The organism is Providencia sp. PROV174 (assembly GCF_028480685.1).
Taxonomy (GTDB): domain Bacteria; phylum Pseudomonadota; class Gammaproteobacteria; order Enterobacterales; family Enterobacteriaceae; genus Providencia; species Providencia rettgeri.
Window position 1 is genome coordinate 1 of record NZ_JAMPOT010000028.1, and the last position, 26,648, is coordinate 26,648.

The 26,648-nt window shown below is 42.7% G+C and carries 20 protein-coding genes; 11 read left to right on the forward strand and 9 right to left on the reverse strand.

Going from position 1 to position 26,648, the window contains the following annotated elements; all coding sequences use genetic code 11:
• The first annotated feature begins 628 nt into the window (after positions 1-628).
• From secE to PSE60_RS19885, 9 genes are all read left to right on the forward strand, one after another.
• Entirely contained in the window at positions 629-1,015 is a 387-nt protein-coding gene (secE, locus tag PSE60_RS19845) for a preprotein translocase subunit SecE (protein WP_004265885.1), read from the forward strand.
• Positions 1,016-1,561 (forward strand): transcription termination/antitermination protein NusG, encoded by a 546-nt coding sequence (gene nusG / locus PSE60_RS19850; protein ID WP_004264378.1) that lies wholly within the window; start codon positions 1,016-1,018, stop codon positions 1,559-1,561.
• Positions 1,562-1,719: 158 nt separating this feature from the next.
• Positions 1,720-2,148, forward strand: coding sequence for a 50S ribosomal protein L11 (gene rplK, locus PSE60_RS19855; RefSeq protein WP_004264379.1), 429 nt, complete (start codon positions 1,720-1,722; stop codon positions 2,146-2,148).
• Between the two features lie 4 nt (positions 2,149-2,152).
• Complete coding sequence (rplA, locus tag PSE60_RS19860) at positions 2,153-2,854, forward strand: 50S ribosomal protein L1 (protein WP_272666532.1); 702 nt, start codon at positions 2,153-2,155, stop codon at positions 2,852-2,854.
• 325 nt (positions 2,855-3,179) lie between these two features.
• Positions 3,180-3,677 (forward strand): 50S ribosomal protein L10, encoded by a 498-nt coding sequence (gene rplJ / locus PSE60_RS19865; RefSeq protein ID WP_102140205.1) that lies wholly within the window; start codon positions 3,180-3,182, stop codon positions 3,675-3,677.
• A 60-nt stretch (positions 3,678-3,737) separates the two neighbouring features.
• Positions 3,738-4,103 (forward strand): 50S ribosomal protein L7/L12, encoded by a 366-nt coding sequence (rplL, locus tag PSE60_RS19870; RefSeq protein WP_102140204.1) that lies wholly within the window; start codon positions 3,738-3,740, stop codon positions 4,101-4,103.
• Positions 4,104-4,461: 358 nt separating this feature from the next.
• Positions 4,462-8,490: a DNA-directed RNA polymerase subunit beta gene (gene rpoB / locus PSE60_RS19875; RefSeq protein WP_210839816.1), complete on the forward strand. Its 4,029-nt coding sequence runs from the start codon at positions 4,462-4,464 to the stop codon at positions 8,488-8,490.
• A 108-nt stretch (positions 8,491-8,598) separates the two neighbouring features.
• Positions 8,599-12,822, forward strand: coding sequence for a DNA-directed RNA polymerase subunit beta' (gene rpoC, locus PSE60_RS19880; protein ID WP_004265876.1), 4,224 nt, complete (start codon positions 8,599-8,601; stop codon positions 12,820-12,822).
• A gap of 416 nt (positions 12,823-13,238) precedes the next feature.
• Positions 13,239-14,192, forward strand: a complete 954-nt coding sequence (locus tag PSE60_RS19885; RefSeq protein ID WP_210840412.1) for a VWA domain-containing protein — start codon at positions 13,239-13,241, stop codon at positions 14,190-14,192.
• A gap of 64 nt (positions 14,193-14,256) precedes the next feature.
• Here PSE60_RS19885 and dcuC read toward each other — a convergent pair whose 3' ends face one another.
• Together dcuC and pepT are read right to left on the reverse strand one after the other, a co-directional pair.
• Positions 14,257-15,630, reverse strand: a complete 1,374-nt coding sequence (dcuC, locus tag PSE60_RS19890) for a C4-dicarboxylate transporter DcuC (protein ID WP_272666533.1) — start codon at positions 15,628-15,630, stop codon at positions 14,257-14,259.
• Positions 15,627-16,880 carry a peptidase T gene (gene pepT, locus PSE60_RS19895; protein WP_272666534.1) on the reverse strand — a complete coding sequence of 418 codons (1,254 nt, stop codon included), beginning with the start codon at positions 16,878-16,880 and terminating at the stop codon, positions 15,627-15,629. The genes dcuC and pepT overlap by 4 nt, the downstream gene beginning before the upstream one ends.
• A gap of 904 nt (positions 16,881-17,784) precedes the next feature.
• Between pepT and PSE60_RS19900 the strand changes: the two genes are divergently transcribed.
• Both PSE60_RS19900 and PSE60_RS19905 read left to right on the forward strand, forming a co-directional pair.
• Entirely contained in the window at positions 17,785-19,344 is a 1,560-nt protein-coding gene (locus PSE60_RS19900) for a sulfatase-like hydrolase/transferase (RefSeq protein WP_272666535.1), read from the forward strand.
• A gap of 124 nt (positions 19,345-19,468) precedes the next feature.
• Positions 19,469-20,188, forward strand: coding sequence for an oligogalacturonate-specific porin KdgM family protein (locus PSE60_RS19905; RefSeq protein WP_115166432.1), 720 nt, complete (start codon positions 19,469-19,471; stop codon positions 20,186-20,188).
• A 333-nt stretch (positions 20,189-20,521) separates the two neighbouring features.
• Here the strand turns inward: PSE60_RS19905 and PSE60_RS19910 are convergent, their stop codons facing one another.
• The 7 genes from PSE60_RS19910 to agaW all read right to left on the reverse strand — a co-directional run bounded on the left by PSE60_RS19910 (position 20,522) and on the right by agaW (position 26,608).
• Positions 20,522-21,589 (reverse strand): glycoside hydrolase family 88/105 protein, encoded by a 1,068-nt coding sequence (locus PSE60_RS19910; protein WP_272666536.1) that lies wholly within the window; start codon positions 21,587-21,589, stop codon positions 20,522-20,524.
• 17 nt (positions 21,590-21,606) lie between these two features.
• Positions 21,607-22,362, reverse strand: coding sequence for a 2-dehydro-3-deoxy-D-gluconate 5-dehydrogenase KduD (gene kduD / locus PSE60_RS19915; protein WP_206086819.1), 756 nt, complete (start codon positions 22,360-22,362; stop codon positions 21,607-21,609).
• 67 nt (positions 22,363-22,429) lie between these two features.
• Positions 22,430-23,260, reverse strand: a complete 831-nt coding sequence (kduI, locus tag PSE60_RS19920; protein ID WP_272666537.1) for a 5-dehydro-4-deoxy-D-glucuronate isomerase — start codon at positions 23,258-23,260, stop codon at positions 22,430-22,432.
• Positions 23,261-23,297: 37 nt separating this feature from the next.
• Positions 23,298-24,470, reverse strand: a complete 1,173-nt coding sequence (nagA, locus tag PSE60_RS19925; protein ID WP_272666538.1) for an N-acetylglucosamine-6-phosphate deacetylase — start codon at positions 24,468-24,470, stop codon at positions 23,298-23,300.
• Positions 24,467-24,898, reverse strand: a complete 432-nt coding sequence (agaF, locus tag PSE60_RS19930; RefSeq protein ID WP_115166437.1) for a PTS galactosamine/N-acetylgalactosamine transporter subunit IIA — start codon at positions 24,896-24,898, stop codon at positions 24,467-24,469. The genes nagA and agaF overlap by 4 nt, the downstream gene beginning before the upstream one ends.
• A gap of 62 nt (positions 24,899-24,960) precedes the next feature.
• Entirely contained in the window at positions 24,961-25,848 is an 888-nt protein-coding gene (locus PSE60_RS19935; RefSeq protein ID WP_117163054.1) for a PTS system mannose/fructose/sorbose family transporter subunit IID, read from the reverse strand.
• The gene (agaW, locus tag PSE60_RS19940; protein ID WP_004264436.1) at positions 25,838-26,608 is read right to left on the reverse strand and encodes a PTS N-acetylgalactosamine transporter subunit IIC; all 771 of its coding nucleotides are present in this window, start codon (positions 26,606-26,608) and stop codon (positions 25,838-25,840) included. Before agaW ends, PSE60_RS19935 begins: the two co-directional genes overlap by 11 nt.
• Positions 26,609-26,648: the final 40 nt, after the last annotated feature.

Below are 26,648 nucleotides of genomic sequence, written 5' to 3' on the forward strand. Positions count from 1 at the left end.
TCATTGCATAATACCGCTCTTTCTGAATAAGAAAGAACTACTTAGTAAAAAAGGGCGTCTAATAGACGTCCTTTTTATACATTGCAAAATTCAGACGTTGCAAAATTAAGAACCTATCTCATCAATCATTTCGATAATTATTGGTGAGATAGGCTCTGAAACAACGAATTGATAACTGTGCGGACTCCTTTGCGCAGTTATATGAGATTTATTAAGGTTTTGCTCAGAAGATATGGTATATTTTACCGCTGCCACAAAAAGAATGTCATTTTCTTATTTGTGTAGTCAAAAAATTTACTGAGCATGCTGAAATTCCTGCAAAATGGAATAGCACTTGTGAAATGGGTAGCACTTGTAAAGTGATAGTACTGACGTACAAGTAGTACTTGCGAAATAAAATGTTACTGCAATTTGTTATATTTGCAGAACGAATAACGCTAATTACCTCCATTAACAAGGCTAATTACTTTTAGATCGCAGGTAATGTTATTGATATCCCTATTCAATTTTGCAGGCTTAGTTTGTAGTAATTGAGGGATATGTTGGCATATTCTATTGGTTTGGCTTGGTTGTTTTACCTTTGTAAACAAGCAGGCTATGTACATACTTCATGGTAACAGGTTGAATTATGAGTGCGAATAGCGAAGCTCAAGGAAGTGGACGCAGTGCAGACATCTTCAAGTGGGTCATTGTCTGTGCCTTATTAATAATTGCTATTGTTGGTAATTATTACTTCCGTCAATATAATCTCGCGCTGCGTGCATTTGCAGTTGTGGCTGTTGTCGCTATTGCAGGTGCTGTCGCTTTATGGACTACAAAAGGTAAAGCAACACTGGCGTTTGCACGCGAAGCTCGCGTCGAGATGAGAAAAGTCATTTGGCCTACTCGCCAGGAAACATTACAAACTACTTTAATTGTTGCTGCAGTAACGGCTGTAATGTCTTTAATACTGTGGGGACTAGATGGTATCCTGGTGCGTTTAGTTTCATTTATTACAAGCCTGAGGTTATTCTAAATGTCCGATTCACCTAAAAAGCGCTGGTATGTCATTCAGGCATTCTCTGGTTTTGAAGGTCGCGTAGCACAATCTTTACGTGAACATATCAAATTACATGCTATGGAAGATTCTTTTGGCGAAGTTATGGTTCCAACAGAAGAAGTTGTTGAAATCCGTAGCGGTCAGCGCCGTAAGAGTGAACGTAAATTCTTCCCAGGCTATGTCTTGGTCCAAATGGTCATGAACGATGACTCTTGGCACTTAGTGCGTAGTGTACCGCGTGTAATGGGGTTCATTGGCGGAACGTCAGATCGTCCAGCGCCAATTAGCGATAAAGAAGTTGACGCTATCATGAACCGCTTACAACAAGTTGGTGATAAACCACGTCCGAAAACACTGTTTGAACCAGGTGAAATGGTTCGTGTTAGTGAAGGTCCATTTGCTGACTTTAACGGTGTTGTTGAAGAAATTGATTATGAAAAGAGCCGCTTAAAAGTCTCTGTTTCTATCTTCGGTCGTGCAACTCCAGTCGAATTGGATTTTGGTCAGGTAGAAAAAGCCTAATCTAAGCGACAAAACTGACTTGCAAAAGGCGTGAAATTTGACTACAATTTCGCGCCTTTTGTTTTTATGTTCGGCGCAAATTAATGTGCGGGACATGTTTAATGTAACGGGGAGCCTTGCAAACCGTAAGGCGCTATCACCCATCTAGAGGAAATATCATGGCTAAGAAAGTTCAAGCCTACGTTAAGCTGCAAGTTGCAGCTGGTATGGCGAACCCAAGTCCACCAGTTGGTCCAGCTCTGGGTCAACAAGGTGTTAACATCATGGAATTCTGTAAAGCGTTCAACGCAAAAACAGACAGCCTGGAAAAAGGTTTACCAATTCCTGTTGTTATTACTGTTTATGCAGACCGTTCTTTCACTTTCGTTACCAAAACTCCACCTGCAGCAGTTCTGCTGAAAAAAGCAGCTGGCGTTAAGTCTGGTTCAGGCAAGCCTAACAAAGATAAAGTTGGTAAAGTGACCTCTGCTCAGATTCGCGAAATCGCTGAAACTAAAGCTGCGGACATGACTGGTGCTGATGTTGACGCAATGATGCGTTCAATTGAAGGTACTGCTCGTTCCATGGGCCTGGTAGTGGAGGACTAAGACAATGGCTAAACTGACTAAGCGCATGCGCAATATCCGTGAAAAAGTTGATGTAACTAAACAGTATGATATCAACGAAGCCGTTGCACTGCTGAAAGAATTAGCAACTGCTAAATTCGTAGAAAGCGTTGACGTAGCTATCAACCTGGGCATCGATGCTCGTAAATCTGACCAAAACGTTCGCGGTGCAACTGTACTGCCACACGGTACTGGCCGTTCAGTTCGCGTTGCTGTGTTCGCACAAGGCGCAAACGCTGAAGCTGCTAAAGCTGCAGGTGCTGAACTGGTAGGTATGGAAGATCTGGCTGATAAAATCAAAGCGGGCGAAATGAACTTTGACGTTGTTATTGCTTCTCCAGATGCAATGCGCGTTGTTGGCCAATTAGGTCAAGTTCTGGGCCCACGTGGTCTGATGCCAAACCCGAAAGTTGGTACTGTAACTCCAAACGTTGCTGAAGCAGTTAACAATGCTAAAGCAGGTCAGGTTCGTTACCGTAATGACAAAAACGGAATCATCCACACCACAATCGGTAAAGTTGATTTCGACACTAACAATCTGAAAGAAAACTTAGAAGCACTGCTGATCGCGCTGAAAAAAGCAAAACCAGCTTCTGCTAAAGGTGTTTTCATCAAGAAAGTTAGCCTGTCTACCACTATGGGTGCAGGTGTTGCTGTTGACCAATCTGGTCTGTCAGCGACAGTTTAATTGCTATAGCCCCGGCTAATTGGTAATTAGGCTTTACCTTTGCGTCAAATTTGTATAAAATTTGACGCCTTGAGTTTGTTGGGTATAGTAACATGCTCAACAAACCACAAATTTCGGTATGGAGTCTGGCCTTTCCAGACCCCGTCCAAGACCGCAGGTGTGGTTATATTAGCTACTTAATTTACCTGCGTAGACGGTGACAGAGATACCTAGAATTTTATTCTGGATTCTATTCTGCTCACCGTGTTTTAGCGCTCAAGTACATGTTGTACCTGAGTGATGTGAGTCCCGGGGTTTTCCCGGTTAATCCAGGAGCAAGAAGCTAATGGCACTAAATCTTCAAGACAAACAAGCGATTGTTGCTGAAGTCAGCGAAGTAGCCAAAGGCGCGCTTTCTGCAGTTGTTGCCGATTCACGCGGCGTAACTGTAGCAAAAATGACTGAACTGCGTAAAGCAGGTCGCGAAGCTGGCGTTTATATCCGTGTTGTTCGTAACACACTGATCCGCCGTGCTGTTGAAGGTACTTCTTACGATGTACTGAAAGACGTGTTTGTCGGTCCAACCTTAATTGCTTTCTCTAACGAACACCCGGGCGCTGGCGCTCGTCTGTTCAAAGAGTTCGCGAAAGCGAATCCAGCATTTGAGATTAAAGCTGCGGCCTTTGAAGGTGAGTTAATCCAAGCGAAAGATATCGATCGTCTGGCAACTCTCCCAACTTACGATGAAGCAATCGCACGCCTGATGGCAACCATGAAAGAAGCCGCTGCCGGCAAATTGGTTCGTACTCTGGCTGCTCTGCGCGATCAGAAAGAAGCTGCATAAGCCCTTTCCTTCGTTGCTTTTTAACGTATAAACTATTTCTGAATTTTAGGAACACTTGTTATGTCTATCACTAAAGACCAAATCCTTGATGCAGTTGCAGAAATGTCTGTAATGGACGTTGTTGAACTGATTACTATGATGGAAGAAAAATTCGGCGTTTCTGCTGCTGCAGCTGTTGCTGTTGCTGCGGGTCCTGCTGAAGCTGCTGAAGAAAAAACTGAATTCGACGTTGTTCTGTCTGCTATCGGCGGTAACAAAGTTGCAGTTATCAAAGCAGTTCGTGGCGCAACCGGTCTTGGCCTGAAAGAAGCTAAAGACATGGTAGAGTCAGCTCCAGCGACTATCAAAGAAGCTGCAAGCAAAGACGAAGCTGAAACTCTGAAGAAAGCTCTTGAAGAAGCAGGCGCTTCTGTTGAACTTAAATAAGTTCAATTTCAAGAACGCAGCCTGATCTAATTAGGCTGACGGCTGGTGATTTTTTAATCACCAGCCTTTTTGCGCTGTAAAGCGTGATGGGTGTTAACAGCTTTTCACGCAGTTTTAATGTTAACAACAACCCTCCAATACTTCTTTCTATTGACGACTTAATATACTGTGTTCTTCGCTACGACCCGCTCGGGTAGCTCGGTAGCCATGGCAACACAATGAAATGATTTAAGAGTAATAGCAATGAGTATTAAGGAAAGTATTCATTTTCCGTTTCTTATAAAAAACGCGTTGCGGTTCAGTCTCTTACACTAAGAGCTAACCACTTGGGTCACTGATCAACGAGCTGAGGAAACCAATGGTTTACTCCTATACCGAGAAAAAACGTATTCGTAAGGATTTTGGTAAACGTCCACAAGTTTTGGACATACCTTATCTCCTTTCTATCCAACTTGACTCGTTCCAGAAGTTTATCGAGCAAGATCCAGATGGCCAGAATGGGCTGGAAGCAGCTTTCCGTTCTGTGTTTCCAATTCAGAGCTACAGCGGTAATGCTGAATTACAATATGTCAGCTATCGTTTAGGCGAGCCTGTTTTTGATGTTAAAGAATGTCAAATTCGCGGTGTAACTTACTCTGCGCCTTTACGTGTGAAATTACGCCTCATCGTTTATGAGCGTGAAGCACCGGAAGGAACTGTTAAAGACATCAAAGAACAAGAAGTCTACATGGGTGAAATTCCACTCATGACTGAAAACGGAACTTTCGTTATCAACGGTACTGAGCGTGTTATCGTTTCTCAGTTACACCGTAGTCCAGGTGTATTCTTCGATAGCGATAAAGGTAAAACACACTCTTCAGGTAAAGTGCTCTATAACGCACGTATTATCCCTTACCGTGGTTCATGGCTTGATTTCGAATTTGACCCGAAAGATAACCTGTTTGTGCGTATTGACCGTCGCCGTAAATTACCTGCGACCATTATTCTGCGTGCAATGGATTACAATACCGAAGAAATTTTAAACCTGTTCTTCGAAAAAACAGTATTCCAAATCCGTGATAATAAACTGATGATGACGCTGGTTCCTGAGCGTCTACGTGGTGAAACTGCTTCTTTTGATATCGAAGCGAACGGTAAAGTCTATGTAGAGAAAGGCCGCCGTATCACTGCACGTCACATTCGTCAGTTAGAAAAAGAAGAAGTCAATAGCATCGAAGTTCCTGTTGAATATATCGCAGGTAAAGTTGTTGCTAGAGATTACATTGATGAAAGTACTGGCGAGCTGATTTGTGCAGCAAACATGGAACTTTCTTTAGACATGTTGGCACGTCTGAGCCAGTCTGGTCATAAAACAATTGAAACATTGTTTACCAATGACTTAGATCACGGTGCTTACATTTCTGAAACCGTTCGTGTCGACCCAACTAACGACCGTCTGAGTGCATTAGTAGAAATCTACCGCATGATGCGTCCTGGTGAACCACCGACCCGCGAAGCAGCTGAAAACCTGTTCGAGAACTTGTTCTTCTCTGAAGACCGTTACGACTTGTCTGCTGTAGGTCGTATGAAGTTCAACCGTTCACTGAACCGTGAAGAAATTGAAGGTTCAGGTATCTTGAGTGAAGAAGACATCATCGAGGTGATGCGTAAACTCATCGATATCCGTAACGGTAAAGGCGAAGTGGATGATATCGACCACTTAGGTAACCGTCGTATTCGTTCCGTTGGTGAAATGGCTGAGAACCAATTCCGTGTCGGTCTGGTTCGTGTTGAGCGTGCAGTGAAAGAGCGTCTTTCTCTGGGCGACCTCGATGCATTAATGCCACAAGATATGATCAACGCGAAACCAATTTCAGCCGCAGTTAAAGAGTTCTTTGGTTCCAGCCAGTTGTCACAATTTATGGACCAGAACAACCCGCTGTCTGAAATTACGCACAAACGTCGTATCTCTGCGTTAGGCCCAGGTGGTCTGACTCGTGAGCGTGCGGGCTTCGAAGTACGTGACGTTCATCCAACTCACTATGGTCGTGTCTGTCCAATCGAAACGCCTGAAGGTCCAAACATCGGTCTGATCAACTCATTATCTGTTTATGCACAGACCAATGAGTACGGTTTCTTAGAAACCCCATACCGTTTAGTACGTGATGGCTTAGTGACAGACGAAATCCATTATCTGTCTGCAATTGAAGAAGGTAACTTCATCATTGCTCAGGCAAATACCGTTTTAGGTGATGATGGTAGCTTTGTTGAAGAACTGATCACTTGCCGTAACAAAGGTGAGTCAAGCTTATTCAGCCGTGAACAGGTTGAATATATGGACGTTTCGACTCAACAGGTTGTTTCTGTTGGTGCGTCTCTGATCCCATTCCTTGAACACGATGACGCCAACCGTGCATTGATGGGTGCGAACATGCAACGTCAAGCGGTTCCTACTCTGCGTGCTGACAAACCATTAGTTGGTACAGGTATGGAACGTGCAGTAGCGGTTGACTCTGGTGTTACTGCTGTTGCAAGACGTGGTGGTTCGGTTCAGTACGTTGATGCTTCTCGTATCGTTATCAAAGTTAACGAAGATGAGATGTACCCAGGCGAAGCTGGAATCGATATTTATAACCTGACTAAATATACCCGTTCTAACCAGAACACCTGTATTAGCCAGATGCCTTGTGTATCTTTAGGCGAGCCAGTTGAACGTGGTGACGTGTTAGCGGATGGTCCTTCAACAGACCTCGGTGAATTAGCACTTGGTCAAAACATGCGCGTGGCATTCATGCCATGGAATGGTTATAACTTCGAAGACTCCATCTTAGTTTCTGAGCGTGTTGTTCAAGAAGACCGTTTTACAACTATTCATATTCAAGAGCTCTCTTGTGTGTCTCGTGACACTAAATTAGGGCCTGAAGAAATCACTGCAGATATTCCAAACGTTGGTGAAGCTGCCCTGTCTAAACTTGACGAATCCGGTATCGTGTATATTGGTGCGGAAGTGAAAGGCGGCGATATTCTGGTTGGTAAAGTGACACCTAAAGGTGAAACTCAGCTGACGCCAGAAGAGAAACTGTTACGTGCTATCTTCGGTGAAAAAGCATCAGACGTTAAAGACTCTTCTTTACGTGTTCCTAACGGTGTATCTGGTACGGTTATTGACGTACAAGTATTTACCCGTGACGGCGTAGAGAAAGACAAACGTGCATTAGAGATCGAAGAAACTCAGTTACGTGATGCGAAGAAAGACTTAACAGAAGAGCTACGTATTTTCGAAGCAGGTCTGTTTGCTCGTATCCGTTCTGTACTGGTTAACGGCGGAATTGAAGCTGAAAAACTGGACAAACTACCTCGCGACCGTTGGTTAGAGTTATCTTTAGCTGACGAAGAGAAGCAAAACCAGTTAGAGCAATTAGCTGAACAGTATGACGAACTGAAATCTGAGTTCGAGAAAAAACTCGATGCAAAACGTCGTAAAATTACTCAAGGTGATGACTTAGCACCGGGTGTACTGAAAATTGTTAAGGTTTATCTGGCTGTTAAACGTCAGATCCAACCGGGTGATAAAATGGCGGGTCGCCATGGTAACAAAGGTGTTATCTCAAAAATCAACCCAGTTGAAGACATGCCTTACGATGAAAACGGTAACCCAGTTGATATCGTTCTGAACCCGCTGGGCGTACCATCACGTATGAACATCGGTCAGATTTTGGAAACCCACTTAGGGATGGCAGCGAAAGGTATTGGTGAGAAAATCAATGCTATGCTTAAACAGCAAGAAGAAGTTGCCAAACTGCGTGAGTTTATCCAAAAAGCATACGATTTAGGTGATGATCCACGCCAGAAAGTTGACTTGAACACTTTCTCTGACGAAGAAGTTATGCGTTTGGCTGAGAACCTGAAAAAAGGTATGCCAATTGCAACACCAGTATTTGATGGTGCGAAAGAGAAAGAAATCAAAGAACTGCTGAAATTGGGTGGTCTGCCAACTTCAGGTCAGATTACATTATTCGATGGTCGTACTGGCGAGCGTTTTGAGCGTCAAGTAACTGTTGGCTACATGTATATGCTGAAACTGAACCACTTGGTTGACGATAAGATGCACGCCCGTTCAACAGGTTCTTATAGCTTGGTTACTCAGCAACCGCTGGGTGGTAAAGCGCAGTTCGGTGGTCAGCGTTTCGGGGAGATGGAAGTGTGGGCACTGGAAGCATACGGTGCAGCCTATACTCTTCAAGAAATGCTTACAGTTAAATCGGATGACGTTAACGGCCGTACGAAGATGTATAAAAACATCGTCGATGGCAGCCATCAGATGGAACCTGGTATGCCGGAATCTTTCAACGTATTACTGAAAGAAATCCGCTCACTGGGTATCAACATCGAGCTGGAAGACGAGTAATTCGTTTTATGCCGGAAAGCTTGCTTTCCGGCACATGTAAGCACTGGGATTTGGGGAGAGTGTCTTTGAACACTCACCTGACAGGTCTAACTCCGACAGGAGCATTTTGTGAAAGACTTAATAAAGTTTCTGAAAGCGCAAACCAAGACCGAAGAGTTTGATGCTATCAAGATTGCTCTGGCATCACCTGATATGATCCGTTCATGGTCATTCGGTGAAGTTAAAAAGCCAGAAACCATTAACTACCGTACGTTCAAACCTGAGCGTGACGGTCTTTTCTGTGCGCGTATTTTCGGGCCAGTAAAAGACTACGAATGTCTGTGCGGTAAGTACAAACGTTTAAAACACCGTGGTGTGATTTGTGAGAAGTGTGGCGTTGAAGTTACACAGACCAAAGTCCGTCGTGAGCGCATGGGCCACATTGAACTTGCCTCTCCGACTGCACACATTTGGTTCTTAAAATCACTGCCATCCCGTATCGGTTTGCTGCTTGATATGCCACTGCGTGATATCGAACGCGTTCTGTACTTTGAATCATATGTAGTTGTCGAAGGCGGTATGACTAGCCTTGAGCGTGCACAGATTCTGACAGAAGAGCAATACTTAGATGCGCTGGAAGAGTTCGGTGACGAATTTGATGCGAAAATGGGTGCGGAAGCAATCCAAGGCCTGCTGAAAAACCTCGATCTTGAGAACGAGTGTGAAACGCTGCGCGAAGAGTTAAACGAAACTAACTCTGAAACTAAGCGTAAGAAGCTGACCAAGCGTATCAAACTGCTGGAAGCATTCATTCAATCTGGTAACAAACCAGAGTGGATGATCTTAAACGTATTACCAGTATTACCACCGGATCTGCGTCCATTAGTTCCACTCGATGGTGGTCGTTTCGCAACATCAGATCTAAACGATCTGTATCGTCGCGTAATCAACCGTAATAACCGTCTGAAACGCCTTCTGGATCTGGCAGCGCCAGACATCATCGTACGTAACGAAAAACGTATGCTGCAAGAAGCGGTTGACGCCTTGTTAGATAACGGTCGTCGTGGTCGCGCAATCACAGGTTCTAACAAACGTCCTCTGAAATCTTTGGCAGATATGATCAAAGGTAAACAAGGTCGTTTCCGTCAGAACTTACTTGGTAAGCGTGTTGACTACTCAGGTCGTTCTGTTATCACCGTAGGTCCATACCTACGTCTGCATCAGTGCGGTCTGCCTAAGAAAATGGCTCTTGAGTTATTCAAACCATTTATCTATGGCAAATTAGAATTACGTGGTCTGGCAACAACCATTAAAGCTGCGAAGAAAATGGTTGAGCGCGAAGAAGCGGTTGTTTGGGATATCTTGGATGAAGTTATCCGTGAACATCCAGTTATGCTGAACCGTGCACCAACACTTCACCGTCTGGGTATCCAAGCTTTCGAACCTATTCTTATCGAAGGTAAAGCTATCCAATTGCACCCACTCGTTTGTGCGGCATATAACGCCGACTTCGATGGAGACCAAATGGCGGTACACGTTCCTCTGACTCTGGAAGCTCAGTTAGAAGCACGTGCGTTGATGATGTCAACCAACAACATCCTGTCACCTGCAAGTGGTGAGCCTATCATCGTTCCTTCACAGGACGTTGTATTGGGTCTTTACTACATGACACGTGACTGCGTAAACGCGAAAGGCGAGGGCATGGTATTAGCCGGTCCTAAAGAAGCTGAGCGTGTTTACCGTTCAGGTCATGCGTCGCTGCATGCCCGCGTTAAAGTCCGTATCACTGAAGAAGTAAAAGATTCGGAAGGTAACATCACAATCAACACGGGCTTAGTTGACACCACTGTTGGTCGTGCAATTTTATGGATGATCGTACCGAAAGGTCTGCCTTATGAATTGGTTAACCAAGCGTTAGGTAAAAAAGCGATCTCTAAAATGCTGAACACCTGTTACCGTGTTCTGGGCCTGAAGCCTACTGTTATTTTTGCTGACCAAATCATGTATACCGGTTTTGCCTATGCGGCACGTTCTGGTGCATCAGTTGGTATCGATGATATGGTTATTCCAGAGAAAAAAGCTGGAATTATCGCCGAAGCAGAAGCTGAAGTTGCAGAAATTCAGGAACAGTTCCAGTCTGGTCTGGTTACAGCAGGCGAACGTTACAACAAAGTTATCGATATCTGGGCAGCGGCAAACGAACGTGTTGCTAAAGCGATGATGGAAAACTTGTCGACTGAAGCGGTTATTAACCGTGATGGCGTCGAAGAACAACAAGTTTCTTTCAACAGTATCTTTATGATGGCCGATTCCGGTGCTCGTGGTTCTGCAGCTCAGATTCGTCAGCTAGCCGGTATGCGTGGTCTGATGGCTAAGCCAGATGGTTCAATCATCGAAACACCAATCACGGCAAACTTCCGTGAAGGTCTGAACGTTCTCCAGTACTTTATTTCTACGCACGGTGCGCGTAAAGGTCTTGCCGATACCGCATTGAAAACAGCGAACTCCGGTTATCTGACACGTCGTTTAGTTGACGTTGCACAGGACTTGGTGGTAACTGAAGACGACTGTGGAACTCACGAAGGTATCCTGATGACTCCGGTTATCGAGGGTGGCGACGTTAAAGAACCACTGCGTGAGCGTGTACTGGGTCGTGTGACTGCAGAAGATATCCTGATCCCAGGTACTGCGGACATTCTGGTTCCACGTAATACATTACTGCACGAAAAACTGTGTGACCTGTTAGAAGCTAACTCCGTCGACAGCGTTAAAGTTCGTTCAGTTGTAAGTTGTGAAACTGACTTCGGTGTGTGTGCTCACTGTTATGGTCGTGACCTTGCTCGTGGTCATATCATCAACAAAGGTGAAGCTATCGGGGTTATCGCGGCACAGTCAATCGGTGAGCCGGGTACACAGTTAACGATGCGTACGTTCCACATCGGGGGTGCGGCATCTCGTGCGGCGGCAGAATCTAGTATTCAAGTCCGTAACACAGGTACTCTGAAGCTGGTTAACGCGAAATTCGTTACTAACACAGAAGGCAAACTGGTTATTACTTCACGTAATACAGAATTGCGTCTGATTGACGAATTCGGTCGTACGAAAGAAAGCTACAAAGTCCCTTACGGTGCGCACTTAACCAAAGGTGATGGCGAGGCTGTAACGGGCGGTGAAACTGTTGCGAACTGGGATCCACATACCATGCCAGTCGTCAGTGAAGTTTCTGGTTTCATCAGCTTCTCTGACATGCTTGATGGTCAAACAATGACGCGTCAGACTGATGAGTTAACTGGTCTGTCCTCAATCGTTGTTCTGGATACTGCGGAACGTACCAGTGGTGGTAAAGACCTGCGTCCTGCTCTACGTGTTATTGACGCAAATGGTAACGATGTTCTGATCCCTAACACAGACATGCCAACTCAGTACTTCTTACCGGGTAAAGCAATTGTTCAGTTAGACGATGGCGTTGCTATCAATGCGGGTGATACCTTAGCGCGTATTCCACAAGAATCTGTGGGTACGAAAGATATCACGGGTGGTCTACCACGCGTAGCTGACTTGTTTGAAGCACGTCGTCCGAAAGAGCCTGCGATCTTGGCTGAAATCAGCGGTATTATCTCGTTTGGTAAAGAAACCAAAGGGAAACGTCGTCTGGTTATCACGCCATTAGATGGTAGCGATCCGTACGAAGAGATGATCCCTAAATGGCGTCAGCTCAACGTGTTCGAAGGTGAGATCGTTGAACGCGGTGACGTGGTTTCAGATGGTCCAGAATCTCCACATGATATTCTGCGTCTGCGTGGTGTCCATGCTGTTACGCGTTATATCACTAACGAGGTTCAGGAAGTTTACCGCTTACAAGGCGTTAAGATTAACGATAAACACATTGAAGTTATCGTTCGTCAGATGCTGCGTAAAGTCACTATCGCGGATGCAGGAAGTTCTGAATTCCTCGAAGGTGAACAAGTCGAGTACTCACGTGTTAAAGTTTCTAACCGTAAACTGGAACAAGAAGGCAAAATTCCAGCGAACTTTGCTCGCGACCTGTTGGGTATTACGAAGGCATCTCTGGCAACAGAATCCTTTATCTCAGCAGCATCGTTCCAAGAAACGACACGCGTACTGACTGAAGCAGCAGTTGCAGGTAAACGTGATGAACTGCGCGGTCTGAAAGAAAACGTAATTGTTGGACGTCTGATCCCAGCAGGTACTGGTTTTGCGTATCACCAAGACCGTATCCGTCGCCGTCATCTGAACGATGTTGTGGATGCACCACAAGTCAGTGCAGACGAAGCAACAGCGAACTTAGCTGAGCTGTTAAATGCAGGTTTTAGCAGCGACAACCAGAACTAGTTTCTGATTTCACTGCAAAATTCCTGACAGAAGCCAGTACCGAAAGGTGCTGGCTTTTTTATATCTAATAAAATGATAAATTGATTTCTATGAAACAAATATATGGCTAAAAATAAATATATTTATATATTTATATATTTATATATTTATATATTTATATATTTATATATTTATATATTTATATATTAATTATTGTTTAAATTAATTTTTATTTTTCTAATTTGAGTTTATCAATAAACCCTTTTTTTTCTTAAGATTATCTGAATATGTAATACGTATTTCTATTTTTAAAATATATCGGTCAGTGAAAAAACGTAATAATAATTTGCCGGGTTAAAAAGTAAACGGTAATAAAAAATAATAATATAAAAATCACTTTCAAATTATTTAATAGGAATAAATAAAAGGAATATACGATGGACAAAAAAAAGACAAATGAACAGGTTGATACAAATCAAGCCAATCTTTCGGCTTATCATGGGTTATTATCAAATTCATTAGGGGTAATGAATACATCTCAGATAGTCACTGGAAACGGGCAAATTGCGTTAGATTTAGTTGTTGTTATCGATACCAGTGGTTCAATGGCTGATGAAGCAGGGGATTTAAGTAAACAGATTGATGCGACGATTGAAGCGGCATCAGCGAAGTGTCCATCCCATCTTAGAGCGACATTTTTAGGTATAGAAGGGAATTGGGCAAACACAAGGTTTGACCAATCTGCCAGTGAATATTTAATTAAGATAGGTACGAACGAAAGGGATCTACAAGCTAGATTGCCGTTTAAAGAACCCGATGGGCGAGATCACGCTGGAAATAAAGAGGATTTATGCCGCGCGGTTATTGATATTAGTAAACATTTTGATTGGCGTGATGATGCCCGTAGAGCTATTTTTGTATTGGGTGATGAAGGAATGGAAGGTGGTGGGGGAATTCTCACTCGTGCTGCGATTGCTAAAAATAATGAAGCCATATCGGTGGCTCAAGAAAGAGGAATTAAAGTATATACCTACCAAGGTACACCAGATGATAGCCCAACCAATCTAGATCGTTTCCCAACTCTTGCTGATAGAGATAACGTGACGAGAGAGTACGAACGGCTAGCCAAAGAAACCGACGGGCGTGCGTATATTTACACCACAGGGATTGCAAATTTCTCCTTGGTTTTACAGGAAATATTGTGTGACAGCTTAACACCACCAGTAAAACCCGATAAAGGCTTATTAAATTGTGATGCGGTGTGTGACAACTTGCCATTAATTATTAATACAGTAAATACATTGTCCGATATCATCAATAAAACAATCAACTCTTGTTGCCCAATAGACTCAGATACGAAACATGATGATTCGTGCCAGTGTCAGCATTAATGTTATAAAAAATAAAAGCGGGAAAATATTCCCGCTTTGTAATTATTATTGATAAGTTTCGTGGTTAATAAAAAATACCAATAATTGCACAGTGCGCGACAAACCCGACCATCAATGGTACAGCGGTTCGTTTCACGACATCAAAAGGTTGCAGTTTTGCCCCACTCGATACGGCAATAATAACCCCCGCGACTGGTGACATACCTCGACCCATGTGTGAAGCTTGTTGCATTGGTAGGATCATGGCAATTGGGTTAACGCCCATGCTATGCGCAATTTGTGGAATTAACTCAACGAATGCAAGGAATGGTGCATTACCTGAACCCATAATAATGGCTGCAGCAAGGGTCACTAATGCAAATACAATCGCCATGGCAAATGGTGGCAAGCCGACGGACTCAGCGCCTAAAATCAGTTGGTCAATTGCTCCACTGACTTTAATACCATGAGCGAACACACCAGCAGCAACCAATAAGCCAACTACATTACTGAATGCATGACCCATACCATTTAAAAATGTTTGGAAGCCATTACAAACCGTTTTGAAATTACGTACGCGAAGTGTTTCAATCACCATACAAATTGCCATCGCAATCAGTACGATAGTCACAACATCTAAGTGAATACCGGAAAAGAACAGATTGGATGTTCCTACTGCCATAATAATGGGTAACATAGGAAGAAGTGCATAATATCCAGGAACGGATTTAGTCATTTCTTCTTTTTCATGGGACTGAACAGCTTTACCAATTTCAGGCACGAAGCCTTGCTTACGGTCACAATGACGTTGCCAGAAAATATGGGTAATACCGACTACCAATACAGTGGCTAACGCGGCAGGGCCTTGATAGTAAAGTACATATTCAACAACAGACATATCGACAGCTTTTGCGCCACGGATAGCATCAATTGCCGTTGGAGTATAGGCCACACCAAGGGATGTAGCGATAACCCCAGCCGCAGAAGCAGGTGATAATCCCAAACCTATCATAATGGGGAACATGGTACCCATTAACAATACCGCTAAGCCCGTTGCTGATGGAATGGCTAATTGCAATATACTCGCCAACAAGAAAGAGAAAAATAGTAGTACATAAGGTGAACGCATATTTTTCAGTGGCTTGGTTGCAACACGTACTACCGCTTCATTGGCACCGATATGGTCCATATAGTGCGCAAAGCCCATCAATGCCATGATCATTAAACCGAGATCTGCTGCACGGCTACTGAATAAATCTCGCATGACTTCAAATGGATCGAGCCAAGTGATACCGGTGGTGGCGACATTTTTAGGGAGAATAGGCCCCCAGCCAAGGGCTAGGGTGAATATCATCAATACTAAGCCAGCAATTAATAATACTGGCTCAGCTTTGTATCCCTTCAAAATAAACCGCGCAACCAAAACAACGATAATCAGAACCGTTAGAATTGGGATCATGCTTTAGCTCCTGGTTTGAAGCGTTCTGCGGTGATTTGTACCACTTGTTTTAATACATCGCTGGCGGCGTGTAGGGACTTAACAGGTAGATATTCATAGATTGAATGGAAGTTATGTGCACCTGTGAAGATGTTAGGGCAAGGTAACCCATTTTGTGATAATGCGGCTCCATCATAGCCACCACGCATAGGAATGACTTTTGGTGTAATACCACAAGCTTGGTAGGCGTCAACAGCAATATCAATAGGGTAACGGTTATCACCTTGTAGGCTGTTGTAAACGTTAGAATAGCGATCTGATAGCTTACAAACAACACTTTCGCTGCCCCAGAGACTTTCACAGCTTTCTGCTAATTGTTTTAAAAAAGCCATACGTTTGCGATAGCCATCTTCGGTAAAATCGCGAATGTCCATTTTTAACACGGTACGAGCGCTATTACCTGACATTTGTTTCACCCAATAATAGCCTTCGCGACCATCTGTATATTCAGGTGCTTCACCGCCCGGTAACATGGCAATAAATTTTTGCGCCATTAATAATGAATTAACGAGTTTGCCTTTTGCAGACATTGGATGAGCTGATTTACCCGTAAAGATGATTTCGGCATCACCCGCATTCCAGTTTTCATACACAAGTTCACCAATACCGCAGCAGTCTAAGGTGTAAGCAAAATCTGCTCCAAACTCTTTAACATCAAAGACTTTTGCGCCACGGAGGCCTTGTTCTTCGTCCGGAACAAAACCAATTTTAATGGTTCCGTGCTTGATTTCTGGGTTTTGCTTAAAGTATTGCAGCATATCCATGATAGAGGCAATTGCCGCTTTATCGTCAGCACCTAATAGGCTAGTTCCATCAGTGACAATAATGTCATCACCAATGTAGTTCACCAATTCAGGGAATTCACCCTTGCGTAGATAAATATTAAGCTCTTTATTCATGCATAAATCTTCACCGGTGTATGGCAAGATTTGCGCTTTAGTATCATTAGTTTGTTCTGCACTGGTATCTAAGTGGCCGAAGAACGCGACAGTTGGGACATCATAATCAAGATTGGAAGGCAACGTTGCGGTGACAATGGCAGTATCACGCAGCTTAATATCTTCAACGCCCAGAGCTTCTAGCTCCTGAACCAGTTGTTTCGCAAGGACACGTTGCCCTTCTGAGGATGGCATAATCCCTGCCGCGCCCTTTTCCCTATCAGTGGTGGTGTTAATTTTGGTGTAAGAAATAAACCGCTCAACAATATTCATTCTGTTAATTCCCCAGCATCTTATAGAATGCGTTTTACATTAGTTATATCTGTGACTGTAATTTCATTTCACAGTATTATTCTTGTATCACAACTAAAGATATTCTGAATATCAGACCTGTTGAGTTTTTCTAAGAAATGCTAGTGAGAATATAAAATTGATAGTTAATAGTGGCATTATTCGTATAATGAATTAAAATGAGCGACTTTATTCCTACCTTATTTTTCCTAACTTTACATTGTTAAATTATTGATATTGATACGTGATAATATTCTTTCACAATGTATATTTTATTTAACACCTAGTATTAAACTTGCTCTATCTTAAATTTAATTAATATATATTTTTGTTGGGTAATTAAAAGATAATTTATTCTAAAAATAAAAACAATTTTAATTTAACAACATTAATAGAAAGGTAGATGGAATGAATGCTTAAAATCATATTTTGACATTTTATTTCTTTATCTTTCATTTAGATAATTGAATAAATTTTATAATGCCCCTTATATTGGTTGATTTTTATAGGGTAGTGATAAAAATTTTTTTTGTATCGTTTCACATTGCCTCTACCTATCCTTCTTTGAAAGCAAATGAAGATTTACTATCGACTGTTTAACTACCCCTTGCTATGTAATTTCAAAGCAAAATTCCACTTTTGTGTTCAGTATCTCTAAATTATTTTTTTTGATTAAAAATCACTTGATTATGGTTATTTTTTCTAAGTTGTCATCATCTTTTTACAGCGAGGTAATCGACTTGTTTTCGATGAATTGCTTACTTTTTGTGATCTCTACTTGAATTTTGGTATTTTCGATCACTTACTTTTTGATCTTATGTAAAAGTATAAATAATATGTGTTAACCAGAAACGAAAGAAAACGTAAACAAAAAGAGGATGAAGCAATGACTGTTTCGCGCAGAACCTTTATAAAAGGATTAGCAGCCAGCGGTGCAGCAATGTCGGTTTCTAGTCCCATTTTAGCCAGTGATGGAAAACCTTCAAATATTAAGCCTTATCGGCCCGATAACTCCCCTAACTTATTGATAGTATTCCCCGATGAGATGCGTACCCATGCGTTACAATTTATGGGAGAAGACCCGTCAATTACCCCTAATTTAAATAAGTTTGCCAAACAATCAAAAGTCATGACACAAATGGCATCCAATTACCCACTATGTTCTCCATTTCGTGGCATGTTTATGACTGGGCAATATCCTGTACGTAACGGTATTACAGGCAACGCACACGATTATGGTGGGAAGGTAGGGATTGATTTATCACCTTACGCTAATTGTTGGTCTGATGTTTTGAAATCATTGGATTACAGCACGGGTTATATTGGTAAATGGCATTTAGATGCGCCATATGCACCTTTCATTGAAAGCTATAACAATCCGATGGAAGGGCGTTATTGGAATGAATGGGCTGCACCAAACCGCCGCCATGGCTTTGATTTTTGGTACTCCTATGGCACATATGATTTGCATATGAAACCGATGTATTGGGCCAATAATACACCACGAGAAAAACCTATTTATATCGACCAATGGGGACCAGAGCACGAAGCGGATATGGCCATAAAATTCTTACAGAATAAAAATGGGCAATACCGTGATAATACTAAGCCATTTGCACTGGTTGTTTCAATGAACCCTCCGCATTCACCGTATGACCAAGTCCCACAAAAATATCTTGATGTCTATAAAGGGAAAACCTCGCAAGAGTTAAATACTCGGCCAAACGTTAAATGGGATGTGGAATACCAAGAAGGTTATGGACCTCAATATTTTAAAGAATATCTGGCGATGGTAAACGGCGTCGATGAACAATTTGGTCGTATCGTTGATGAACTTGAAAAACAGGGACTTGCTGATAATACATTGGTCGTTTTCTTCTCTGATCATGGTAGTTGTCTTGGTGCAAATGGGCAGCCGACAAAAAATAACCCTTATGATGAATCAATGCGTGTTCCGATGATGTTTCGGTTACCGGGTAAAATTAAACCGGGGCAAGATGATGCATTAATGTCAGCACCGGATATCTACCCAACGATTCTCGGTTTATTAGGGTTAGAGCAATGGATTCCCGGCTCAGTTGAAGGGAGTAACTTAGCTGAACGTGTAATCACTGGTGAGGGCGATGTTGCCAATTCTCAACTTTACTTATTTATTCCATATGGTGAACCTTCGTTTGGTAAACGCGGAGTGAGAACGAAAACGCATACACTGGTTATTGATCGCCAAGATGGACAGCCACTGAAATATACGCTTTATGATAATGTGAATGACCCTTATCAAATGAAAAATGTGGCAGATGAAAACAAGCCAATTATTGATAAATTAATTAAAGATGAGCTCATACCGTGGTTAGAAAAAACCGGTGACTCTTGGAGACCAACAGAGTTTATTACGGCAACAACAAATAAATTAAATAAGAAAGTTTCAGCGTGTGAAGTTAAATAAATTATTTTTTGCCGCCTAATTAATTAGGCGGTAATAACTAAAAATAATGAAATTATTATTCTCTAATAAAACAGGGAATCACTATCCTCGTGCTTAAATAGCACACAGCTTTGGAATAAAGATAATGAAAAGATTAATTATTGCTAGTGCAGTGTTATTTGCAATTTCATCACAATCTGCTCTCGCAAATAACTATAAAACAACAATTGAATACCGTCACCAATATTTAGACGCATCAGGGAAAAGTGGAGATAGAATTAAAGCTTTCTTGGATACAGGAAAAAATATTGGATTTGAACTTGATGCACGTTATGGGAATAAAGATGGTGCCTATGATGCAATGAAAATTGATGGTTCAGAATTTTCAGCTTTTTATTATACAAAGTTGAACCCAAATTTAGTGGGACTTGTCGGTGCTTCTCTTGATTTTGATAAATTAGGTTTAGTTTATGTGCCTTATGTCCGTTTAAATTATACATTCGATAATGGTATTCGTTTGCAAGGCCGTTATAAATGGAAAGTATGGGATTATGGTCAAGCTGGGGAAAACGGCAGTAATTACCATTCTAAAATCCAGGAGTTTGATAGCTGGATAGGTTACAAATGGGGTAACTTAGATTTGCAATATCAATTAGATTTAATGTGGGAAATGGCTGACAACGCTCAACCTCTTTATAATGATAAGAAATTCGATTATCAACACAACGTTCGCCTTCGTTATGACATTAAAGCGGATGATGGTGCTTTATGGCGCCCATTTGTTGAAGTGGGTAATGTGAAAGAAAATAGGTTTTCAAGTGACCGCCAAACACGTTTCCGTGTAGGTATTCAATATACTTGGTAATATCGTTTTCTATTAAATACACCCACGAATTATCGTGGGTTAGGTTGTTGACAAAGCGGGATAAAAGCGTGGTTTTTCCCGCTTTGTGTTATCAGACGAAAATCAATAAATTGATTTTCCTAGTTTATTTTCAAAACCTATTAGACTTGCCGCCAAACACAATATGTTTGTCGGCAGTCTGACCCACGAATTATCGTGGGTTTTTTTATTGCCTATTTTTAAAGAGAAGGGAGGAAGAAACACGGAAAAAAAGCAAGAAAAATGGCCAATAAATTGGCCAAAAGAAAGTAATGAAATGACAACTTGAGCAATGGTAAATCGGGTTGTAATGAATTAAATGTTGAGTTGAATAACTTCACTTGCTGCTAATAAATAGGCTCCTGCCCCATAATCCATATTATGTTCATACTTGACATCTCGCGGATTGAACGCCGGAAGCTGCACCCAACCTAACATGCCGTTAGGGTGAATACAGTTTTGTAGTGCACGCCATGATTTTTCGAGTAAAGGCAGATAACGCGTTTCTTCCAGTAAACCTTGGTTTAACCCCCATGCTAAGCCATAGCAAAATAATGCGGTGGCGCTACTTTCGGGTGAGGGGAAGTTTTGCGGGTCAAGTAAACTGGTACGCCAGAAGCCATCTTCTTGCTGGTATTGAATGACAGTTTCCATTAGCTCCGTAAATAAATTTACATATTGCTGGCGGGCAGGGAAATCATTAGGTAAAGATTGTAAGATACGAGGGATAGATGCAATGACCCAACCAATGCCTCGACTCCAAAATACTTTCTCACCATTTTTTTCACGCAATTCACCACCTTTACCATCAGGAATATAACGATAATCGCGATAAATTAAGCCAGTTTCAGGATCACGCAAATGCTCTATCGCATCCCAATAAGCGGTATGCATGTAATCGAAATAACGAGCGTCATTCGTTTTAGTTGATAATGCGGCAAAAGCCGGGGGGGCCATGAAAAGTGCATCACACCACCACCAGTCCTCTCGACCTAGTTTTGGCTCTGCTAACATAAGGTTGAATGCGTTAATAGTGGGCTCAAGAACTTCTGGATGATCAAATTGTGAACTCACAGCTAAATAGGCTTGGGTGCAGACGTGGTCATCGGCAAAGCGTGGGTTAGGCCCTGTGCGAAATCCAGTATGTAATGTGTAATCCAATACACCAGCAAGATATTCGTTATCTTGTGTTGCCTGCCATGCAGCCGCAACACAAGACCACAGAACACCACGTTCCCAGTCCGTATCTTTGATAAAACGAGTTTTGCCACTACGACGAAGTACACTGCGTACTTGGTTTTTTGATTGATAACGATAAACCCGTTTCATATCATCTAAAACCGTATTACGTTGTAATGGTTTTGGTAATGATGATTGTTCCATTATTTTCTCCAGATGGATTAGCGAGCTAACCAGCCACCATCAACGGCAATGGTATAACCATTAATATAGTCGCTTGCTTTGGAGGCTAAAAAGATGGCTGGTCCTGCTAAATCCTCAGGTGTTCCCCAGCGACCCGCAGGAATGCGCTCTAAGATAGCCGCATTGCGGTCTGCATCAGCGCGTAGTGCTGCTGTGTTGTCTGTTGCCATGTAACCTGGGGCGATTGCATTCACATTAATGTTGTATTGGGAAAGCTCAGTAGCAAGAGCACGAGTGAGCCCCATGACAGCGGACTTACTTGCTGTGTAAGATGGAACCCGAATACCACCTTGGAATGAGAGCATTGATGCAATATTAATAATTTTCCCGCCATTACCTTGCTTCACAAATTGGCGTGCAACGCGTTGAGATAAAAAGAATAAGGTTTTTTGATTAATATTAATCACATCGTCCCAATCTTTTTCACTAAACTCTAATAAGTCTTCACGGCGAATAATGCCCGCATTATTGACAAGGATATCAACATGGCCCATGGCGGATACTGCATCATCAACCAAAGTTTGTAACCCATCTTGTTCCATTAAATTCATGATAATATAGTGAAATTTACGGCCTAAAGCTTCAACTTGAGCACGTGTTTCAGGGGCATCTTGAATACCAACCCCAACAATATCCGCGCCAGCTTGGGCTAAACCAATTGCCATCCCTTGACCTAAACCGGTATTACATCCAGTGACAATCGCAACTTTTCCTGTTAAATCAAATAAGTTCATCTGTGCCTCACTTACGATGTGACAGTACTGCCACATCGTTTTTTATTATGTTAAAAAAATAAAAAGGTTATTTCAGATCTTTCATCGCGACATGGTCCATATCGTGGAATACCTGGTTTTCCCCAACCATTCCCCATATAAATGTATAAGCCGCAGTTCCCACGCCTGAGTGAATAGACCAGCTTGGACTAATGACGGCTTGTTCATTACGAACAACAATATGGCGGGTTTCCGAAGGCTCGCCCATATAATGGAAAACAACGTTGTCTTCTTGCATATTGAAATACAGATACACTTCCATACGGCGCTCATGGGTATGGCATGGCATGGTATTCCATAAGCTACCGGGTTCGAGTACTGTCATGCCCATTGATAATTGGCAGGTTGGTAAAATAGATGGGTGTAAGAATTTATAAATGGTTCGAACGTTACAATTTTCAACATTACCCAATTTTTCTGGTGAAGCTTGTTCGATAGTAATTTTGCGTGTTGGATAGGTATGGTGTGCAGGAGCACTGTTGATGTAAAAACGTGCAGGGGTAATGGCATCGTTACTGATAAACTCGACAGATTTAGCACCCATACCAATATAAATAGCTTCTTTTGGTGCGATATCATAGGTTTCGCCGTCAACGATAACTTGACCTGTGCCCCCAATATTAATTGCACCCAGTTCACGACGCTCAAGAAAGAACTCAACGCCTAATGCTTTTCCTGCCATAAGAGTGAGTGGCTTTTGTGTTGGAACAATGCCACCCACAATAATGCGATCGATATGGCTATAAGTGAGATTCATTTCCCCTTCACGGAACAAGTTCTCGATCAGGAACTGTTTGCGTAAGCCTTCAGTATCAAGTGTTTTTGCATGCTCGCTGTGAATTGGTTGACGAATTTCCATTATAAATACCTCATGATTTACTGATAGGTAACCAACCTTAATGGTCGGTATCCCCGAATACAGAGTGAACGTGTTCACCTCTGATGAATGTGTCTGTTAGATAAAAATTATTATCAACAACGGCAAAACTAGCTTGAGCCCCAACTCGGATGTAGCCAAATTGGTCATCAATTCCAAGGTATTGAGCGGGGACCGATGTGGCCATTTGTACGGCTTCCCACTCAGGAACATGAGCGAGTTGCACCATATTGCGCAATGCGTTATCAAGGCTACATGTACTGCCCGCAAGAGAGCCATCGGCTGTGCGAGCTTGCCCTTGCGTGACTTTTACCGTTTGTGCACCAAGGGCATAATCACCATCTGGTAGGCCGCCAGCTCGCATACAATCTGTGATTAAAGCGAGCCGCTGATAACCTTTCATTCGATACGCTAGCTGCATCATGACGGGATGAACATGAATGCCATCGGCAATCAGTTCTGCAAGAACATCGTGGTACAACACTGCGCCACAGCAACCAGGTTCTCTATGGTGTAAACCGGTCATCCCGTTATAAAGATGCACACCACAATCTGCTCCTTGGGAAAATGCAAGACTGGTTTGCATGAAATCGGCGGCGGTATGTGCAACACTGGTTTTAATACCGTGTTGTACTAACCAATCAATAGCCTCAATGGCGCCTTCAGCTTCAGGTGCAACTGCAACACGCAAAAGTGTGTGATTAGCACATTGCATAAGGTCTTCTAATTCATGAATGGTCGGCGATTTTAAGTACTTAACAGGATGTGAGCCTCGATGACGTTCAGTGAAGTAAGGGCCTTCTAAAAAACTGCCGACTAATTGGGCTCCTGATGTTTGCGGCTTGGTGATAAATTCACACACTTGGGTTAGTGCGCGTTTAATATCATTCATTGGTGCGGTGACGGTGGTTCCCACCCAAGCCGCAACGCCAGTTTTGACTAATGCATCAGCAATGGTTTGCAACCCTTGCTGGTTTGCATCCATGACGTCTGCACCAGCACGCCCATGAATATGGATATCAACAAACCCCGGTAGTAAGGAGCGGCCTTGAAGACGGATAACAGGGCAGTGTTCGGGAGCGGTATCCGTAATTTCCTGTATAACACCGTTGCACACTCGAACATACTGCTGATAGCGAATTCCTTCAGGAGTAAAGGTGCGATCCGCTAAAATGGCATATTGCTTTTTCATAGGCCATCTTCTTCAAATTCAGGCTCTGATATCATCGCCAGTTGCTGACGTAGGTCTTGGATACTGCTAGTACCAATATCCTGTAAGATAGAAAGAAGTTCTTTCGCATCAACGCCTTCACGTTCTAATGCCGCATTGACGATCATCGGCAAATTAACTCCAGCTAAAACTTCAACGGATTTATCTTCCATCATAATTGCCATAGCGCGGTTACAAGGGGTTCCACCAGGAAGGTCGGTAAGAAAAAGTACTTGTTCACAATTCATGGCGTCCATTGCTGCTCGCATTTGTTGTTCCAATTCGTCGGGAGAAAGGGTTTCAACAAAATCAATAAACACCATATTTTCCTGTTCACCTGCGATGGCTTTGACGGCGGAAGCCATACCGCTCGCAAAATTAATGTGCCCAGAAACAATCAAACCAATCATTTATAACTCCTTGCTGGTGGGTAACTTAGCTACCCACCTAAAAACAATTTAATACGATTTTGTTACATCACGCCAAGTACATGGCCAATAACACCGAAGGCTAAGACAGAGAAGATAAGTACCGGCGGTTTTGCCCAAAAGCCTGTCCCTTTCACCATTTTGAACATCAAAAAGACAAGACACAGAGGGAGTAAGTTAGGCATGATTTTGTCGAACAAGGCGGTTTGTAGTTCAACCACTTTGCCACCTACCTCGACAGCAGCGGTGGTTTGTACTTTTATGAAGGTGGCGGAAAGTGCCCCAATGACAAAAATCCCCATGATGTTGGCGGCTTTAGCCAATTTTTCTGTCGCGTCGCTCATGTTAACCATCGCTGCAGTACCTGCACGATATCCCATGAACATCAAACCGAAATAGACAAAAAAGTGAACAATTTGGTACAAAAAGAAGAAAACGAATGGGCCGGCAATTGAGCCTTCCATTGCGATAGATGCACCTAATGCTAAAGTCAGTGGCATTAGTGTCATATGGTCGATAGCATCGCCAATTCCACCTGTTGGGCCCATGCCTGCCACTTTCATGACGTTGACCGTAGAAGGCTTCTCTTTGTTTTCTTCCATGGCAACGGCAGTACCAAGTAAGAAAGTAAATAATTTTGGACTCGCATTGAAAAACTGTAAGTGATTTTTCAGTGCGGTTGCATAATCGCGTTTGTTATTACCATGAATTTTGCGTAGGGCTGGGATGATGGAGAATGCAAAGCCACCTCCTTGCATACGTTCAAAGTTAAAGTTACCTTCCATAAAGAGCCCACGAAAAGCACAGCGCCATAGATCGCCTTTCGTGATGACTTTGCGGACAGTGGTATCTTGATATTCATCAACGCCATCAACGTAGGATTCCACAGGTAAGTTTTTTGTTTCTACTGTTGTTTTGTTATCAGATACCATCTTCAAAATCCTCATTTTGTTGTGAGTTATTCTTGTTGTTGTTACCGCTGAAGAAGTAATACAGAGCCGCCGCAGATGCGCCGAGTATTGCTACTGCCATAATTGGTAGTTTGAGATAAGTGGTCATAACGAAACCAACAAAGAACACACCCGCCACTTCTTTTGACCACATAATTTTTAACAACATCGCGAAGCCAATTGCTGGAACCATTTTCGCCCCAATACCTAAGCCTTCGAGTAGCACTTTTGGTGTGTTTTCATCAATCCACTGTGCTGCGTGTTCACCGAAGTAAACCGTTACAAAGGCGACGATAGCGTAGAGTAAAGAACGAACGGTAATTGTGGCGACTAATAACCGGGAGATCCCTGCTGCATCAGCTTTTTCAGCGTAGCGGTCAGCTTTACCCATGGTGAACGCGGTAATAGCAAAAAAGCCGATAATGATCATTTGCATGAGAACGGCAATTGGCATACCAATTCCCATCGCTACCGCTGGTGATTGATTTGTCATAATAGCGAATGCAACGGCGGCGATAGTGCCTAAAGTAACATCAGGTGGCTGAGCTCCTGCATTTGGAACAAGCCCAAGCCAAGCTAATTCTAATGTTGCACCCGCAATTAAACCGACTTGCATATCACCCATAATCAGGCCGACAACAGGCCCTGTGATCAGTGGGCGGTGGATATTGAGTGCAACGTCATACTTATCTATACCACAAAAGAAGGCCCATAAAGCCACAAGAGAAGCTTCATAAATCATAATAGTTTTCCTTAAACGCCTTAGTGTTAAGTTGTTATCT